This window comes from Capsulimonas corticalis, from assembly GCF_003574315.2.
GTDB lineage: Bacteria > Armatimonadota > Armatimonadia > Armatimonadales > Capsulimonadaceae > Capsulimonas > Capsulimonas corticalis.
In genome coordinates, this window is the sequence record NZ_AP025739.1 from 1,771,762 (window position 1) to 1,787,218 (window position 15,457).

At 61.5% G+C, this 15,457-nt stretch carries 9 protein-coding genes; all 9 read right to left on the reverse strand.

Annotated elements, in window-relative coordinates:
• The 9 genes from D5261_RS07440 to D5261_RS07480 all read right to left on the reverse strand — a co-directional run bounded on the left by D5261_RS07440 (window position 1) and on the right by D5261_RS07480 (window position 15,378).
• Complete coding sequence (locus tag D5261_RS07440; protein WP_119325259.1) at window positions 1–1,911, reverse strand: hypothetical protein; 1,911 nt, start codon at window positions 1,909–1,911, stop codon at window positions 1–3.
• Between the two features lie 10 nt (window positions 1,912–1,921).
• Entirely contained in the window at window positions 1,922–3,631 is a 1,710-nt protein-coding gene (locus D5261_RS07445; RefSeq protein ID WP_119325258.1) for a hypothetical protein, read from the reverse strand.
• 10 nt (window positions 3,632–3,641) lie between these two features.
• Entirely contained in the window at window positions 3,642–5,039 is a 1,398-nt protein-coding gene (locus tag D5261_RS07450; RefSeq protein WP_119325257.1) for a hypothetical protein, read from the reverse strand.
• On the reverse strand, window positions 5,039–6,958 hold the full coding sequence (locus D5261_RS07455; RefSeq protein WP_301002446.1) for a beta strand repeat-containing protein: 1,920 nt from the start codon (window positions 6,956–6,958) through the stop codon (window positions 5,039–5,041). Before D5261_RS07455 ends, D5261_RS07450 begins: the two co-directional genes overlap by 1 nt.
• Window positions 6,959–7,230: 272 nt before the next feature.
• Window positions 7,231–7,443, reverse strand: coding sequence for a hypothetical protein (locus D5261_RS07460; RefSeq protein ID WP_125206103.1), 213 nt, complete (start codon window positions 7,441–7,443; stop codon window positions 7,231–7,233).
• Window positions 7,444–7,984: 541 nt separating this feature from the next.
• The gene (locus D5261_RS07465) at window positions 7,985–9,889 is read right to left on the reverse strand and encodes a LamG-like jellyroll fold domain-containing protein (RefSeq protein ID WP_119322720.1); all 1,905 of its coding nucleotides are present in this window, start codon (window positions 9,887–9,889) and stop codon (window positions 7,985–7,987) included.
• Between the two features lie 19 nt (window positions 9,890–9,908).
• A complete protein-coding gene (locus D5261_RS07470) occupies window positions 9,909–11,927 on the reverse strand; it encodes a sialidase family protein (protein ID WP_119322719.1) in 2,019 nt (672 codons plus the stop codon).
• Window position 11,928: 1 nt separating this feature from the next.
• A complete protein-coding gene (locus D5261_RS07475; RefSeq protein WP_165864364.1) occupies window positions 11,929–13,035 on the reverse strand; it encodes a hypothetical protein in 1,107 nt (368 codons plus the stop codon).
• Between the two features lie 45 nt (window positions 13,036–13,080).
• Window positions 13,081–15,378, reverse strand: coding sequence for a hypothetical protein (locus D5261_RS07480; protein ID WP_119322717.1), 2,298 nt, complete (start codon window positions 15,376–15,378; stop codon window positions 13,081–13,083).
• Between the last annotated feature and the right edge of the window lie 79 nt (window positions 15,379–15,457).

Genomic DNA, 15,457 nt, shown 5'->3' on the forward strand with positions numbered 1-15,457 from the left:
TTACGGCTGTGGGATTGTCCCGGTCGTCGTGCGCCCGGTGACCGGCGGCGCGGACGTCACGTTCGAGGCGTAGGGTGTGACATCCGTCAGGACCGGCGAGCTATCGCCAGGCAGCGTGTAGGGAGTCGAGAGCTGCTTGTTCGACATGTTGAACGAGTTGGTGAGCGTGCCCGGGCCGAACCGCGCCTGCAAGACGACTTGAAGCTGCCCCAGCGTCATGCCGTGACCGATCGTACGCGTCAGCCACTTGAGGACGATGGCGTCCTCCTCGGCGCTGCTCAGCGAAATCCCCGTCTTGTCGTCGAGCACTTTTGCATGGACATTGAGGTACGAGCTGCCGTCGTAGAGCAATTGGTCTGTCTTCGCTTTAATTGCGGAGACGCTGGTGCTGATCGTCCCCTGTCCAGACACGAGTGAGGCGAGCTGCGTACTGTTGTTGTCGATCTCCTGACGAATGGCAATCGCCGTTGGCGGTGTGGTCGGAGCGGTGTACCCACTCGTTGGAAGCCGTGTGGAGGTCGCGATGTCAGCATTGTCGATTTTGGCGGCGCGTGTGACGGTGTACCCCTGTGCCGTCAGCGCCGCGATCATATTCGCCTGTTGCTGCGCGGCGGTTGTCTGCGCATTAATGGCGGCAAGTTGAGCGCTGTTACTGTCGATCTCTTGTCGAATTTGTATGGCGGTAGGGCCGGAGCCGCCGCCATACCCCGCCGGCGGCGTGGTGGGCAATGTCACGGCCTGGCCGCGCTGCTGATAATCCGAGGGCGGCGCGAGCCACCAGGCCGGCGCGACCGCATACTGAGCGGCTGTCAAAGGCGCGGTATAAGCGCTTCCTGCTAGGCGTGAAGCAATGTCTAGAGCAAGGGTTGACAGGACAGGCGTGCCGAGCTTGTTATTGATCGCCGTCGAAGTGGAGCTGGCGTTCGTCAGCGCCGCCTGCTCGCCGGAGCTCAGGTAGTCCCCTGGGAGGTTCGTCGCCGTGGCGCTGTATCCGGTTAGGATGTCATTTGCCTTGACGTGCGTGTTCAGATAAGAACTTCCATCAAATAACAGAAGGTCCGTCTTCGCCTTGATACCTGTCTGCCCTGTAATCAGAGCCGCCAGCTGTGTGCTGTTGCCATCTAGATATGCCTGGATCTGCGCAGCAGTCGGAGCGGCAACGAAGTTTGAGGCGATTGTGGACTGACCGGCCGCCAACGTCACCATCGGCTGCGGCCAAATCAAAAACACCGAAGTTGAGTCCGGGATAGTGGTCCAGGTGCCAGGTCCTGGCCGGGTGATGGTGGCGACTTTGGTAGTACCGACATATCCCGAAATTGTGGCGAACTGGCCCGCACCGGTCCCTGAGACAATCTTCACGAAATGGGTATTGAAAATCCCATCCGTGGCGGATGCGCCCGCGTCCAATTGGATCGTATTGGATGTCCCGCCCTGCGCGGTCCCGCGCCGTCCGACCACTAAATCATCGTAATAGAGCGCTTCACCGATCGTGCCTGCCGCCGACGAGGTATTGATGAGCTGCCCCTGAGAAAGCGGTAGTGCGAGCGCAGCGCCGTCCCAGTCGAGCGTCCCCTGAGCGATCAGCGTGTCGCCGACGGCCGCCGAGCCGCCCGCGCGTTCATAGATCAGCTCGGAGTACCGGCCCGGCGTCGTAATGGCGCCGGGGAACGACCCCACGTAAATGCCCGTCGTTCCCTGCTCGGAAAGCAGTACCGGATAGGTTGACCAGTTGGCGTTCGCCACCGTCGCAAACGTGCTGCCGTTCCACGCCAGGCCGGCCTGATTGAGGATAACGGAGTAAACCGTCTTTCCGCTCGGGTCAGTGGTTTTGATTTCGCCGGCCGCGTGGGCATACGCAGGAGCAAACAGCAGGATCGCCAGCAGGAAGAGTGATTTGAGGTATCGTCGCATGTAAATCTCCTTAAACGATGCTGTGCGGCCGAGCGGCGGCGCTGACATTCTGATCGAGGCGGCTGCTGTCGAGCGGCACGAAAACGCATGGCTGGGCGTTCAGTCCACTGATCGTGGACCCGCCTTTAGACGCCAGGAAGCAGTAAAACAACTCGCCGTTGACGCTCGGATCGACGATCAGCACATATTGCCCCGCCGCCGCCGCGATCGCGCCGCCAACGTTGAGATCCGCAATCACCGGATAACTCCAGGGAACCCACTTCGTAATGTCCGTTCCCGGCGTCACGTTCGTGCTGCCGGCGACCGCGATGTACCCGACGCCGGCGAGGGTGACCGCCTGGTCCACGGTGTACGCCGTAGCGCTGGACCAGGCGCCCAGCAGCGCGATCGCGCTGGGCGTGGTGGTCGGGCGGATCGCGTAGCCGCTCGCGAATGTGGCGCCGGAAACGCCGACGCCTGAATCGTCCGCCAGCGTGAAAACTGTCGGGATGCCCATAACTGTTACTCCTGCTCCTGGAACGGCGCTGACGGTCGCGCCGTTCAATGTGAAAACGTAAGGCGCGGCGCCCGTCACGAGAAATGAGGCGGTGAAATTCGGCCCGGCCCCCGTCAGCCCTTGATACTGAACGGCCGTCGTCCCAACAATCAAAGGGATGGCGTCTGGATACGCGTTCGTCGCGGCGCCGTCCGAAAACGAAGTGAGCGTGATCGGGACGCTGAGCACGTTGCCGGCCAGCGTTGGCGAGCCGACGGAATACGTCACGTCGCGCGCCACGAACTCCACGTCCACAAAGGTCGTTCCATCGCTGATCGATGCGATTGCTCCGGAGGCCCGGTGAAGCGTGGCTAATCCCGTGTTACTGATCGAAACGCCGGCGGGATCCGACGATGACCAGAAGACAGGACTGGCGTTGGTCGTCGCCTGAACCGTGGGAACCGTCTTTGCCGCTGTGGTTGTCGCCAGGGAGAGACTGGTGGCGACGACTTTCGACGACGTATAGGAGACAAAGGGGATGGGTGAGGTCGAAGCCTGCGCCAGCCCATTCCCGACATGGATTCCGTCGAACGCCGCCGTCATGGCCGCGCCAGCCGACGCCACATCCGGGCCGATGCGGATCTCGTCGATGGCCTGCTGCGCGTAGCCGCTCATGTCCTGCTTCTGGAATAGCAGCCAGTGCGCCGAGGCGTCTGCCGATTGCTGCCCCGTGTCCGACCAGCAGGCGACGACACTGGTTGATCCGATCATCTCGGCGCCGACCCAGAACCGGAACGGCTGTCCGACTGCCACGCTCCAGGCCCAGTCAGTGATCGTGTTTCCCTGGCCATAACCGCTGCTGTCCGCTGTCGCCTGGTTGAGCCAAAAGCGCGCCTGAAGGCAGTACCCGTAGATCGCGTGATTGGTCAGGCGCAGAGCGATGATGCGGTTGCCCTGGCTGAGCAGAGTGCAGATCGGCAGGTTCGCGCCAACGGGGAGCGTTAGCGACGAGATTTCGCACCAGCCGCCCACGCAGGGATCCACCGTCGCGGCGCCCACGCCGGCGAGCGTTGTCAGATCGATGTCGAGGTATGCCGTTTGTCCAGCGGTCGCCGTCATCAGCGCGCTGCTGGAGGATCCGTTTAGAAGCGGTGGTCCACCGCTATAGTTGACGCTGCCTGTTCCCGCCCCGCTGACACCCGCCGGAGCCGATCCAGTGGTCAGAATATTTGCAAGAAGACCCATGGATAACCCCTTAACTCAATTCGTAGACAGCGATCGCTCCCGCCGGTACGGAGTAATTCAGATTGCCGCTTCCGTCCGTTGAGACCGCCGAGGGCGCGCCTTCCGATGCGGATGTGAACAGGCGCACCGTGCCGCTCAGCGGCTTACCGACGCCGCCCAGCGTAATCGCACACGAATCGACATAGGCCGTTCCGCCGGTATTACTGACCTTACGGACATATTTCGAATCGCTGTTTCGATGAAATCCCTCCACGTAGACTACTCCCGTGATGGGCTGGCGGCTGGAAATGCCGCCGCCCGTCGCCGCGTCGGTGTAGGAATATCCGCCCAGTTTGCCCTGTGCCTGGAGGAGTGCGAGGAATGGATAGAGACCGCCTGTCGAGGACGCGGAAACGGTTTGGTTATTCGCATTGAGGCTGTAGAGACTGAAGTTGAGTGAGTACGTCAGGCCATTGGGCGTCGTCACGCTCCCCAGCGTCAGGTCGCGCATCGTGCACCACCAGCTCAGCGTCTTGACCTGCATCGTGTCGTCGGCAAATGCTTGATTTAACCGCGCGACCGTGTTGGCGTAGCTGGTGCAGCTGAACTCTCCGTAGTATTGAAGCGGAGGCGTATTACCCTTCCCCTTGATGGCCGTTCCGTACTGGGCGTAGTCGTGGATCCCGTACAGCGTGACGTATTGATTGCCCGTCAGGTACCCGCCTCCCGATGCATTCGGGTCGTCGTTGAAGAGCAACAGACCAGGGAAAATATCCTTCAGCCCAAATCCCGCCGGATAGACGCCATCCGCCGCGATGCCCTGGCCGCCATAGACCTGATTGGCGAACACGAGAGCGGAGGACGTCTGGCCACCAGCAAGCCACCAGTCGGCGGGGATGGCGTTCGTTGAGTACTCATTCGGCGTGGCGATCGCGTAGATATTGCAGCCGACTGCGATCAGCGCCCGTATCTCCTTGACGATCGCGTCTCGCCATAGCTTTGCCTGAGTCGATGTCGGACTGCTCAGGTTATTGGAGGTGACCGGGCCGTACCCGTTCGGACGGATCATTTTCGAATGATGGGGCGTATTTGCAAGCGCGGGGTAGATCGAGCTGGGCGCGGAGAAAGTGTTGAGAATCCACTTGATGTTTCCGCACTTCGCATTGATCTTTGCCATCGCGAGCGACTGCGCCGCCGACATCGAATAGGCCGTCCCGTCATCTTTCTCGGTAAAGCTCCCGCCGCCCTGAATCTCGTGACGGATCCCCGCAACCCGGGATAGGATCTGCGAGCAGACTTGATCCTGGACGGACGGGCTCAGATTGATGAAGCTTCCGTGGTTGCGGACCGCTTTATCGTAAACGACCGTCGAGACGTAGCAGCCGTCATAGTTGTAACCGGAGCCATCCAGCGCCCATGTTTCGGCCATTATCGCCTCCCTCGCCCGAAGCTATGCGTGGTCTGCTTGCGCCCTGTTCCGGCGGAGATCGCCGCCGGGATCGCGCCGACGATGGGGTAGGACGCCGCAGTGGATCCGCCGGAGTCGCTGGCGACGACCTGGAAATAAAGCGCTGTGCCGTTGGTCTGGCTGCCCAGGGTGAATGTGGTCGCGCTCTGGGAGCTGCTGGCGGTGGACAGAGACGTCGGCGCCGTGCCGTAGTTGACGACATACGTCAGACTGCCGCTGTTGCCGGTCGCCGCCGTCCAGCTGAGCTTGACGGTCCCGCTGGCGGCCGCCGCGTATGTGACTGATGTGTAGCCGGCGACAAGCGCGGGCGTTGCGGATGGCGTCACGGAGACGGAGGCAGATGTCACGACCGTGCTGGCGTTGTCCGTGTAGCGCATCCGGACGTAGTAGGTCGTGCCGTTGGTCAGTCCCGTGATCGTTCCCGAGCGCGTCGTCAGTCCCGATCCGGCGCCGGGCGTGCTGAAGGTGGCGTTGTCGGTCGAGATCTGGACCTGGTACGCGTAGGGCAGAACGCCATTCGTGGCGTCCGTCGCCGTGAAGGTGATCTGATTGACTCCCGCTGTGGGCGTGATCGTCCCTGCCGTCAAGGCTGCCGGCGTCGTCGTTGTGATCGTCTGTGTCGCGCCGGAAGGCCCCGTGATTGTCAGTGTGGCTCCGGAGGCCGTGCCCGGGTTGATACTGAGCGTGGCGGCCGTCGTGCTCGACGCCGATTGCGAAACGATCGATGCGCCTGTTCCGCCCGTCATCGTAAACTGCGTTGTGTTGCCAGTGTTGAAGTTGGTTCCTGTGCCGACGATCGTCACAGTTTGAGCGCTGTTATTCGCCGCCAGCGTGGTCGGACTTCGGGTAAACGACGGCGCCGTCGGCGTAAAGGTCGCGCTGAAGCTGTCCGTCGTGTCCGTGAACGTCTGCGCGCCGGTGGGCAGCGTCCCCGGGTTGTAGGTCAGCGTATAGGTGCCTGGGCCACTATTGTAGGTCGTGCTGATCGGCGTCGTGGAGGCGCCCGTTCCGCCTGATATCGTGAAAGAGGCCGTGGTGGAGAGCGTCGTACCGGAGTTTGGCGTGACCGTGACCGACTGCGTCGTGCCGTTGGCGTAGACGGTGCCGGAGGTCGCCGCGACCGTAATGCCGGGGACGGGCGTGTTGTCGACGATGACGACGTCGTCCACCTGGCCGGCCCCCGATCCTGTTTCCACGATGCCGCAAAATCCGCTCTGGTAAGCGGAGCTCGAATCCGTCGCGGTCTCGTCCCAGGTCATCGAGTTGTTGATAGTCGGTGAGGCGGCATAAATACGGACTTTGACAGTCTGGGTGGTCGTGCCGGAGACATCGATATCGACGGAGTAGTTACCTGTGGGGAGCGCGGTTCCGGCCGAGATTCCGAGTGAGGATAGGTTGCTGTAACTGGCGTCCGTCCCGATCGAGGTGACCGTCCCTGCCGTGGTGTACCGGCCGGAGGTTACGACACGCCCCGTGATTTTCCGAACGCCGATCTTGCCAGCCGTTGGGGCGATCGTAATCTCATAGCCGTTTCCATTCGCGTCGGTATGGAAGAGCGGATAAGTCTGCGAAGTGGAAGAAGCGTAGTAAACGGTGGTGTGATAGGTACACGCGCCGTAGCTCGTCGCCAGCCACCCCGTCGCCGTGCCGCTGGCAAACGACAGGTCGTTGGGGGAACTGGACGCGTGGGTCGTCGCTATCTTGTCATTGGTATTCAGCGTCCAGCCCGCCGGCTGGTTGCCGACCGTCAGTCCATCAAAATTCTCGCTGTAATTCGATGCGGCGGCGGTCTTGGGCGTCGCCACGACCAGCACAACGGACGACACGCCGAGCGTGATCAGAAACAGGAGTAAAGCGTAGAGGGAGCGAAGTGATCGCATGGGGGAAATGGGTCGCATGGGATACTCCAGACGTGAAAAAAGCCGCCTCCGGAGCGGAGCGGCTTTCCAAAAATGGGGTTGGTTGGCGCGTCTAATTCGGCAGCTCTTCGTTTATAAATGAGCAGCGCCTCGGCGATGCTACCGCCGCTGTGTGCGAGAACGGTCGCTGTATCGTTTCCAGCGGATTGGAGGCCACTGGCGTGGGAGTGCTCCACTTCTAGCGGGCTGACATGGAAAAGGCTTCGAGCCATTGCTCGAAGCCTTTTCCACTTCTATGCTTCTTGAGTATTCGGCTTCGGCATTTCACGATCGGCGCGCTCCGCATCTACGCGCAGCCCCGCCGATTCCAGTCGCAGCCGACGGGCCGCCTTAATCAGAACCCTGACCTTAGCGCTGGATCGGCGCATCTTCGCCAAGGCGCGGCGAGAGCAGATCCCAACTACCTTCAAGTCGCTATCCTCAACGATCCGAATAGCGTTTCGCATGAACATTCCCTCCTCGGCAAGTCAGAAATGGCGACGCCTCTCCCTGCTTATGACGAAAGACGCCGCCATTTGACCTTTACCCAGAGTTGGAACGATTCAGGCGTTTTCGACGTGATCGGTCTCCGCTTCTCGTCACCGCCACAAACGACGAAACGCCTCGCGGCTCTTTACAGAGGGCGACAAGAGCAACTGGCCGGTGAGAACCGGAGCCGGCGAGACGAGGGGCGCGAGGTCGGCGTATGTCGAGTGGACTGTGGAACCGTCATAAACACGCACCTACTGTTGCCGCAGTTCTGGGAGCGTATAAACACATACCTCAATATGTTGCCACGTCAAAATTCTGCGTAGCTATGGTAGTCTGCGCCGAAACCAGAATCGGCGTTGCCACGGTCGGCAAAACAAACGGCGCGGTGAGTGTGAAGAAACAAGAACGAGGCATAGAGACTGCGTAAGGATCACATAGAATACTTCTGGGGTGAAATAAGCTGCCTCCGAAGCGGAGCAGCCAGAATGGAAAGAAGCGGTGAAGGCTTAAAAATAATCAGCCGACAATGCCGTACTTCGTCATCAAGCTGCTTTGCAGGGAGAGATCGTCCGAGGCGTTGACGGCCGCATTGAAGAGGGCTATCTCGGCGATGTCCCCAGCCCACCAGTTGGAATCTCCAAGTGCCGATGAGTTCAGCGGACCAAACTGCCCGATGTAAACTGGCTTTGTCGTTGCCGAGGGAAGATCTGATCCGGAGGTTGAGCTAATCGACGTCCCGTTCACCTTAATTGATGTTGTTGATCCGTCGAGGCGAATCGAGATGAGCGAGAACGTCGCCGTGGACAGAATGACCGAGCCTGACCAGTTCCCGGCTCCCGAGGAAGCCCCTGCGGTATCCGTTCCAACATACTGAGCGCCTCCGCTGTTTCGTTGATCCGCAAGATATCCGCCCGCAACATACGGCGTCGCCCCACCGAACCATTTGCTCAAGATCGTGCGTATGGTATTGAATGCCGGGTTTGCCGCTGGTCTTAGCACGAGGTAAAGCGTGAGACCCGTAGCGCAGTCCAGGGACGCCGCCGAAGGAATCGTGAGATACTGCGTCGCTCCGTCAAAGCGGACGACTGGCAGCCCATTTGCGATCGCTGTTTTGAAAATCGGCCGCTTCGCGGATGTTGCTTGCCCAGCGGAGTTCCCGAGAGTTCCGCTATCGGTCCAGGAGGCGACCGCCGCCGCATCCACAAGCGAGAGAGAACTGGCTTTAAGCCATGCAGCTAGGCCCGTGATATCCGTCGGCTGGACATTCGAAATACCGGAACTGGCTACGGAGCCAATGGATACCCCGAGGATTTGGCTTCGGGACGACGTGACTTTGCCGCGCGCCGCCGTCAAATTCTCCGCCATGACCTGGATCGTCTTCGGCGCCGCAACCGTGATGATCGATCGCACGGACAATTGCGTGATTGCATTTGCGGTGGGAGTGATCCGTGATTCAGAATGTGGGATATCCGCGCCATCCGTTTGATTGAAAAGCTTCGCCCGGATGTCATCACCAGTGCTTGTTCCGGCAGCAACTTCCAAGAGCGTATCCAGGAAAAAACTGCCAGCGCCTGGAAGATTAAGGCGCAGCGCGACACCGCCCAGAACCACGGCTGCGTATGCTGTGGTGAGTGAGTAGTCGGTTCCATTCCCTTGCTGCGAATATCCAGTGGCCCCGCTGCCCGCCGCGCCAGCGGGGCCTGTTGGTCCAGCTGGTCCGGTTGCTCCCGCCGGGCCCGTGGCTCCCGCAGGGCCGGACGGCCCCGGAACGCCATCCGCCCCCGGCGGCCCGGTATCTCCCTTCGCGGCGATGACGAGCCAATACGTGGGCGAGATATCCGGCTGATGGCCGAAACCGGCAAGGATCGCGAGGTAGGAGCTGCCGGCGTAGGTCACCGCGTCATTGACGGCGTAAGCGGTCCCGATCGCCCAGGCGCTTCTCCAGTTTGCCGGCGTCCCCGCCGCGCCCTTGATGTTGGTGAGAAGAGCCCAGGCGCCGGACTGCTTCTGATAGAGATCGTCTGCGGACGTGTCCAGATAGTAATCGCCGTCAATGCCGCTGCCGCTCGCCGGAGCGCCCGATCCATTGTAGATCTGGCTCCCCACGGTCGGCGCCGCGCCGCTGTCCACCAGATGCCAGGTGAAGTCGGTGGGATCGTAGTATTTCAGGCACGCCGGCGTCGTATTGGTGTCCAGCCAGAAATATCCGGTATTGGACGGAGCGGAGGTGGATGCGAACACGACGCCGGAGAACGTGACGCCATTGATCAGCCGGGAATCCGCTGACGCGAGAAAATAATACGCGTCCCCCGGCGCGCCGCCCTGGATGGCGGTAGGCGGGGCGCCGGGCGCGCCCGGCGCGGGAATGCCCTGCCCCCCGGTGAAATTCGGTCCGCCGATCAGCCCTTGCGGCGTTCTCATGCCCTATTCCTCACTCGCCTTACTCTTCGGTCGTCTTTTTCCAGGTCGCGCCGCAATCCGCCGACCGACAGGTCTCCCGGAACCACTCGCCGCCATTGTCGCTAACGTACACGCGGATCAGGTCCTGCTGGTGGATATCGACGCCCACGATGACGATGCGCCCGCCCCAGGCGAAACCCGTGGTCCACAGGCTGGCGCTCAGCTGCATGTCGAGAAGACCGGTTCCATCGCCCAGCGGCGAGTACTTCAAGCGGATCGTCTGCGTCGTCTTGAAATCCGCGCCGCGTGAGATGTAGAGGTTGTTGTAGTAGCTTCCGAAGCCGCCGGACCCACTTCCGACGTTGTACGTCACGTCCGTGTCGGCGGTCACGAGCGCGCGCGTGAAACGATGATCGTCATCTGGGTTCCCCGGAAAAACCACGCCAATCGCTTTGCGATCTTTTCGGTAGTCGTCGAGACTGGTAAACCCGCCATCGGTGGAAATCCCACGGATGTGACTGACCACTGGAAGCTGCGGCTCGTTCTGGAAATTCAACGGGATCGCCGGACCTCGGTAATTGACGCCGTGCATGGTCTCATCGACCTGCCAAGTATCGCCGCCATCGTAGGAGACGCGGCTGCGGCCGCAGTTGCGATCGATCCGGTCTGAGAGCCCCATCATCATCCAGCCGCCGCCCGTGCGGCCGCCGGCGCCGTGACTGCCGGCGTAGGCGCCCCGGCTTACCCAAACAGGCGTTGCGCCCACGGCCGGCGTCAGAACCGTCGCGCGGTCGTCCTGCGCGCCGTTCAGCATCGTCGCGTTTCGCCAGGTCTTGCCGTCGTCGTCGCTGATCCGCGCCGCCCGCCACATTCCGTTGATCGGCGCTCCCGATTGACCGTTGACATAGAGACGGCCCGAGGGCAACACGGCAAAGGTATGGGCGCCGAGCGAATTCCCGGAGACGCTCTGATGATAGGCCCGCCCATCGCCGAGCGCGCTGCCGTCCGCCGCCTCCGTGCCGATATCGACGCCGGCGCGAAAGGTCTCGCCGAAATCGAGCGAAGCGCAGACGCGCACCGCCGAAGAGGTCGCCACGAACGTACCGGCATTGACCGCGTTATACATCCGCGCGATCGACAAATAAAGCCTGGGAGCTCCGCCACCGCTGGGCATGGCGATCTGCGCGTTGATCCGGTAATGCCACTCTCCAGACCTCGGCGGCGAACTCGTGGACGGAGCCGGCGCGACGTTCACGTCGAAGGCGATGGGCGCGACGTTCAGCGCTCCAAAACCGTTGGAGCAGAGATAGACGGTATAACTGCCGGCGCGCAGTGGACGAAATGGGATCGTGAAAAACTGAGGATCATTCGAGTAACTCCCATTTCCAGAAAAACCGCCAACGTCCATGCTCGCCAGACCGTTTGGAATTTCATCGCCTGAGATTGATTGATCGTAGAGACGAAAACCGATCCATGAATTGTACCAAGCGGTTGTCGCCCAATCGGCGAGTGTCACGAGCAGGAAAACCTCACGCCCAACCACGCAGTTCAGAGGGCTCGGAATTGGATAGCCCGACGCAATGCCCCAGTCGTGCGAGACAATAAAAAACACGCGCCATGCGATCCACCGCAGGACGCCCGTCGTGTCCGTAAAATAATAGGTAAACAGACTGGGGTTGTCGATTTGGTTTTGAAGGACATCAATCCCAAACGCGGAGAATTCGTTGCGATTGCCCCACTCGTAAAACTCATGGAGCGCATTGACACCCGTCGTCGTTACCCGCATCGTTGCAGTCTCGGAGTAGCCGGCGGAGTTCAGTGTCCCGGTGAAGGCGACGAAGTCCACGGTAAACGCGCCGGCGCTGGTCTGGTAAGCCCCGGCGATCAGCTTATTCTTGTAGAAGTTGCGGCGCGAATAATACGAATCGCTGTTGAACTCCCAGCCGACGACGCCCGAGAACCCAGTCGGCGGCGCTCCCACGCCCTGGGCGAAGATGCGCAGCAGCGGGATCGTCGCGACGTCCGTGTATCCGACCCGTGGTATGGTGGGAGTTGGCATGTTACGGAGTCCGTTCGGCCTGCGTGATGATTTGAAATGCGCCGGCCGTGATGCCGGCGGGAATGGCGATCGCCGACGGAACGGCCGCCATCCGGTCGCCGGCGTTCGTGGGCGTCAGTGTTACGGCGGCGGACGCCGTGGTCAAGCCCGTGAGCGTCGCGGTCCAGGTCGAGGGATTCCCCGCTTGATTGAGCGCGGTCACCGTCACCGCGCCGGCTCCGGTGATATTCGTCGTCACCTTGATCTGTGGCGCCAGCGTCGCGGCGAATCCCTGCGCCACCGGCATTCCGCCGACATAGGAGGGATTGCCGAACGTATTGATGACCCAGTGGGCCGGGTCCGTCCCAGGCGTCACATTCGTGCTGCCCGCGACGGCGACGTAATGCGAGCCGCTGTACATAACGCTGTCGAGTGTAGCGTAAGCCGTGGCGCTCGACCAGACCCCGCGCGGGTTGCAGCCAGCTCCGGTAATCGTCGGGGCTGGAACGGCGTAACCGTTGGCCGTGGGAAAGACGCCGGCGGTTCGCGTGCCGGCTCCGGCGCCCGTCACCGAGAAGCTCGCCATCACGATGCCGCTGGGCGCGAAGACGCTGCCCGGGTCGAGCTGACGCCCCAGGTTGTATGCGTAGCTGTAAAGAGAGGCGAAATCCGGCGTAAACAGACAAGAGAATGCGGCGGCCGTGTTTCGGTACAGCGCGTAGCTGATGACATCGTTCACCGTCGTGATGCCGTCCTGCGCCGCCGTCGTCCGGATCTGCGTCCGCCAGGTCTCCATCTCTCCGTACCAGTTGCCGGCGATGATCGACTGGCGATTGAGGAGGCCAGAGCCCAGGCCGAACGAGCCGCCGCCCAGCCCACCGCCGCCGAAAGCGTTGCCGAAGGTCGCGCCGCTGGCCGACGCCGTCGCGGACGCGCTCTCGTAGACGGTCCGCGCGCCCTGAAACCAGGCTGCGCCCTGGACCGGGTCCGTCGCGAACGATGCATACACGCTCAGCGCGTGGACCTTCGCGAGCGCGTTGGCCACGTCGATCGCCGGCGCGAACATCGAATAGATCTTGCCGACTGCATCGCTCTGCGTCGTCAGCGCTCCGGTCGTGATCAGTGTCATAACGGCCTCAAGTCCTTAGAATCCAGTGAGTTGATGGGAGAGCAATCAGAAGTTGCCCACCCATCGCCCGTCGATCGTGCTGCCGAAGTCATCCGGGTTCGAAACATCATAAACGCTTCGGATTTCCTCGCACACGAGCTGCGTCCCGCCGACGATATCGTCGGTATTGAGCACGACGCCGTATCGATCCATAGCGAAGAGATTCGGGAGGAAGCAGGCGCTGAACTCGGCGAAGAGATTGGGCAGCATTCGCTTCTGAAGCATCTTCTTCGCGTAGACATCGGAAAACACCGGGTCGGAGAAGCGGTTCGACGCCTTGATGTAAGGCTCGCGGAACCCGTGGATATTGGCGGTGAAGCCGGGAATGACATCGTCCGCGCTCAGATTGGTCATCTGAAGGCTGTTCGTGGAAGGGTTCTTGCCGATCGCCGCGACGCTGGTCCGCCGATCCTTCGTGTTGACGCGGAAGTTGATCTGCCTCCAGAGCGCCGTCAGAAAGTCCGAATTCAAGGGATTGCCACTGTCCGTGACGCCGAAGGTGCCCTTGAACGGCGTCTGATAGATCCCAGGATCGTACTCAAAGCCGTCGAAGACGCCCTGCGAATTCCAGAAGAGCACCGCGTTGAACATGTCGCTGACCTCCTCCATCGCGGACAGGAAGGTCTGCTCCGGGGAGAACGACATTTTCGGCGTGGTATAGGTCCCGCCGGGGAGCTTGTAGTGATTGCACCCTTCCGGCAGCGGACCGAAGTCGCACGTCTTGAACGTGTCCGCGATGTCTTCGTCGCGAACGCCCGCCATATTGAGCAGGAAGCGCCAGACGGCTTTGCCGCACCATAGATCCGCGAAGGGCAGCGCGCCACATTGCTGGCGCGTCATCGGCCACCAGCGATCGTCGAGGATCAGGTCGAACTCACGCCGAGGATCCGCCTTCCAGACCGCGCTCTCGTGACCGGCCCATCCCGTCAGGAAGGTGATTGGGTCGGAGAGCGGCTGCATCTGGCCGTAGGCGTTGCGGACGTTGAGCCAGCGGGAGTACTGCACCGCGCGATGAGTTCCGTCCGCCCCGGTGAAATCTCCATAGGCATTGCTAAAAGTGAGCCCTACCTGCGTGCGGACGATGCCGGTGTCGATGTCATACCATTGGCGCTCCTCGATCCGGCCGATCATGGAGGAGACATCGCGCGTGACGCCGATCGTCGCCGTATAGTCGAACACCGGCGGAATCCGCATTTGGATCGAGGTGATGATCGGCGAGACGGAAACGGATGTGGCGTCTGGATCATCCGTCCCCGTCACCAGCAGCGTGTATTTGACGCGCGTTCCGGTGTAATCGGTCTGGCTGATGGTCCAGGTGAAGCCCGAGCCGTCCGGGAACGAAGCCCCGGGCAGATACACGCCGCCATTGCCTTGATAGACGAACGGAAGCGGAACCTCGGCGCTGATGAAAAATCCGTTTGGCGCGAACTCGACGGGCAGGTACTGAAAGCCGGCGGTTCCGTTCTGGCCATAAAGCCGGATCTTGCCGGCAAGCACCGACACGTTCCCGATGTTCTTGTAGGTCAGGCCTGTCGTTGTGTCCGGCTGTATGTTCTCCGGCTTGAAGACCAGCGTGTCCTTGCCGCCGGCGAGCCGCACGATCAGCGCGTTCTGATCGGGAAAGACGAACCATTCGACGACGATGACGCGGTTCTGCTCTTCGAAGAGCTGGGAGCTGTCCGAAACCGTGCCCATGACTCCGTTTTCGCCGTAGCCGCCCCAATACCAGTCGCCGGTGTTGTTGTCGACGCCCTGCTGAAGGAACGGCGGCTTGCCGTCCTGGAGGATCAGGCGAAACGGCGTCGCGCCGACATCGTTGCCCGGCGGTGTGTCCTCGCCGACGACCATGATCGTGTAATAGGTATTGGCGGAGACCGTCGCGCCGTTCACCGCCTGGCCGCGCTTGATGCGCGTGTAGAAAGAGGCGTTGACTGGCAGCAGTGTGACGGTGCGGATGTCAAACGTGTGGTCCGCCGTCGCATTCGTCATCTCCAGGGAGATCTTGCCGGTCGTGCTGTCGTTGCCTTCGGTCCAGTCCGTGGCGCCGGTGGTCGGAAACTCGTAATCGGCGAGGCGAGTGTCCACGCGGCTGGGCCGGGGCTCCAGGATCATCACGCCGATCTCGGGGATCGCGCGCAGTCCGTTCAATTGGACCGAGCTTTTGCTGACGAGCGCCTGGCCGTCCCGGAACGGCGCCAGCAGCTCGATCATTTCCGTATGCATGTACGGCGGCGTCCGCTGAAACCCGAAGGCGCGCGCCGGCGTATCCACCAGCAGCTGCCATCCGAGGCTGAGGTCGGCCATGGTTCGTTCCTGTTTCTGACAAAATGGGGAAGTCTCGCCTCCCAAAACCGGGAAGCGAGACTTTTTTATTTGTGCCGGT

Coding starts and splice junctions, on each gene's coding strand:
- D5261_RS07470 (WP_119322719.1), bottom strand. CDS start 11,927: ATGCCAACTCCCACCATACCACGGGTCGGATACACGGACGTCGCGACG.
- D5261_RS07475 (WP_165864364.1), bottom strand. CDS start 13,035: ATGACACTGATCACGACCGGAGCGCTGACGACGCAGAGCGATGCAGTC.
- D5261_RS07465 (WP_119322720.1), bottom strand. CDS start 9,889: ATGAGAACGCCGCAAGGGCTGATCGGCGGACCGAATTTCACCGGGGGG.
- D5261_RS07455 (WP_301002446.1), bottom strand. CDS start 6,958: ATGCGATCACTTCGCTCCCTCTACGCTTTACTCCTGTTTCTGATCACG.
- D5261_RS07445 (WP_119325258.1), bottom strand. CDS start 3,631: ATGGGTCTTCTTGCAAATATTCTGACCACTGGATCGGCTCCGGCGGGT.
- D5261_RS07440 (WP_119325259.1), bottom strand. CDS start 1,911: ATGCGACGATACCTCAAATCACTCTTCCTGCTGGCGATCCTGCTGTTT.
- D5261_RS07480 (WP_119322717.1), bottom strand. CDS start 15,378: ATGGCCGACCTCAGCCTCGGATGGCAGCTGCTGGTGGATACGCCGGCG.
- D5261_RS07450 (WP_119325257.1), bottom strand. CDS start 5,039: ATGGCCGAAACATGGGCGCTGGATGGCTCCGGTTACAACTATGACGGC.
- D5261_RS07460 (WP_125206103.1), bottom strand. CDS start 7,443: ATGCGAAACGCTATTCGGATCGTTGAGGATAGCGACTTGAAGGTAGTT.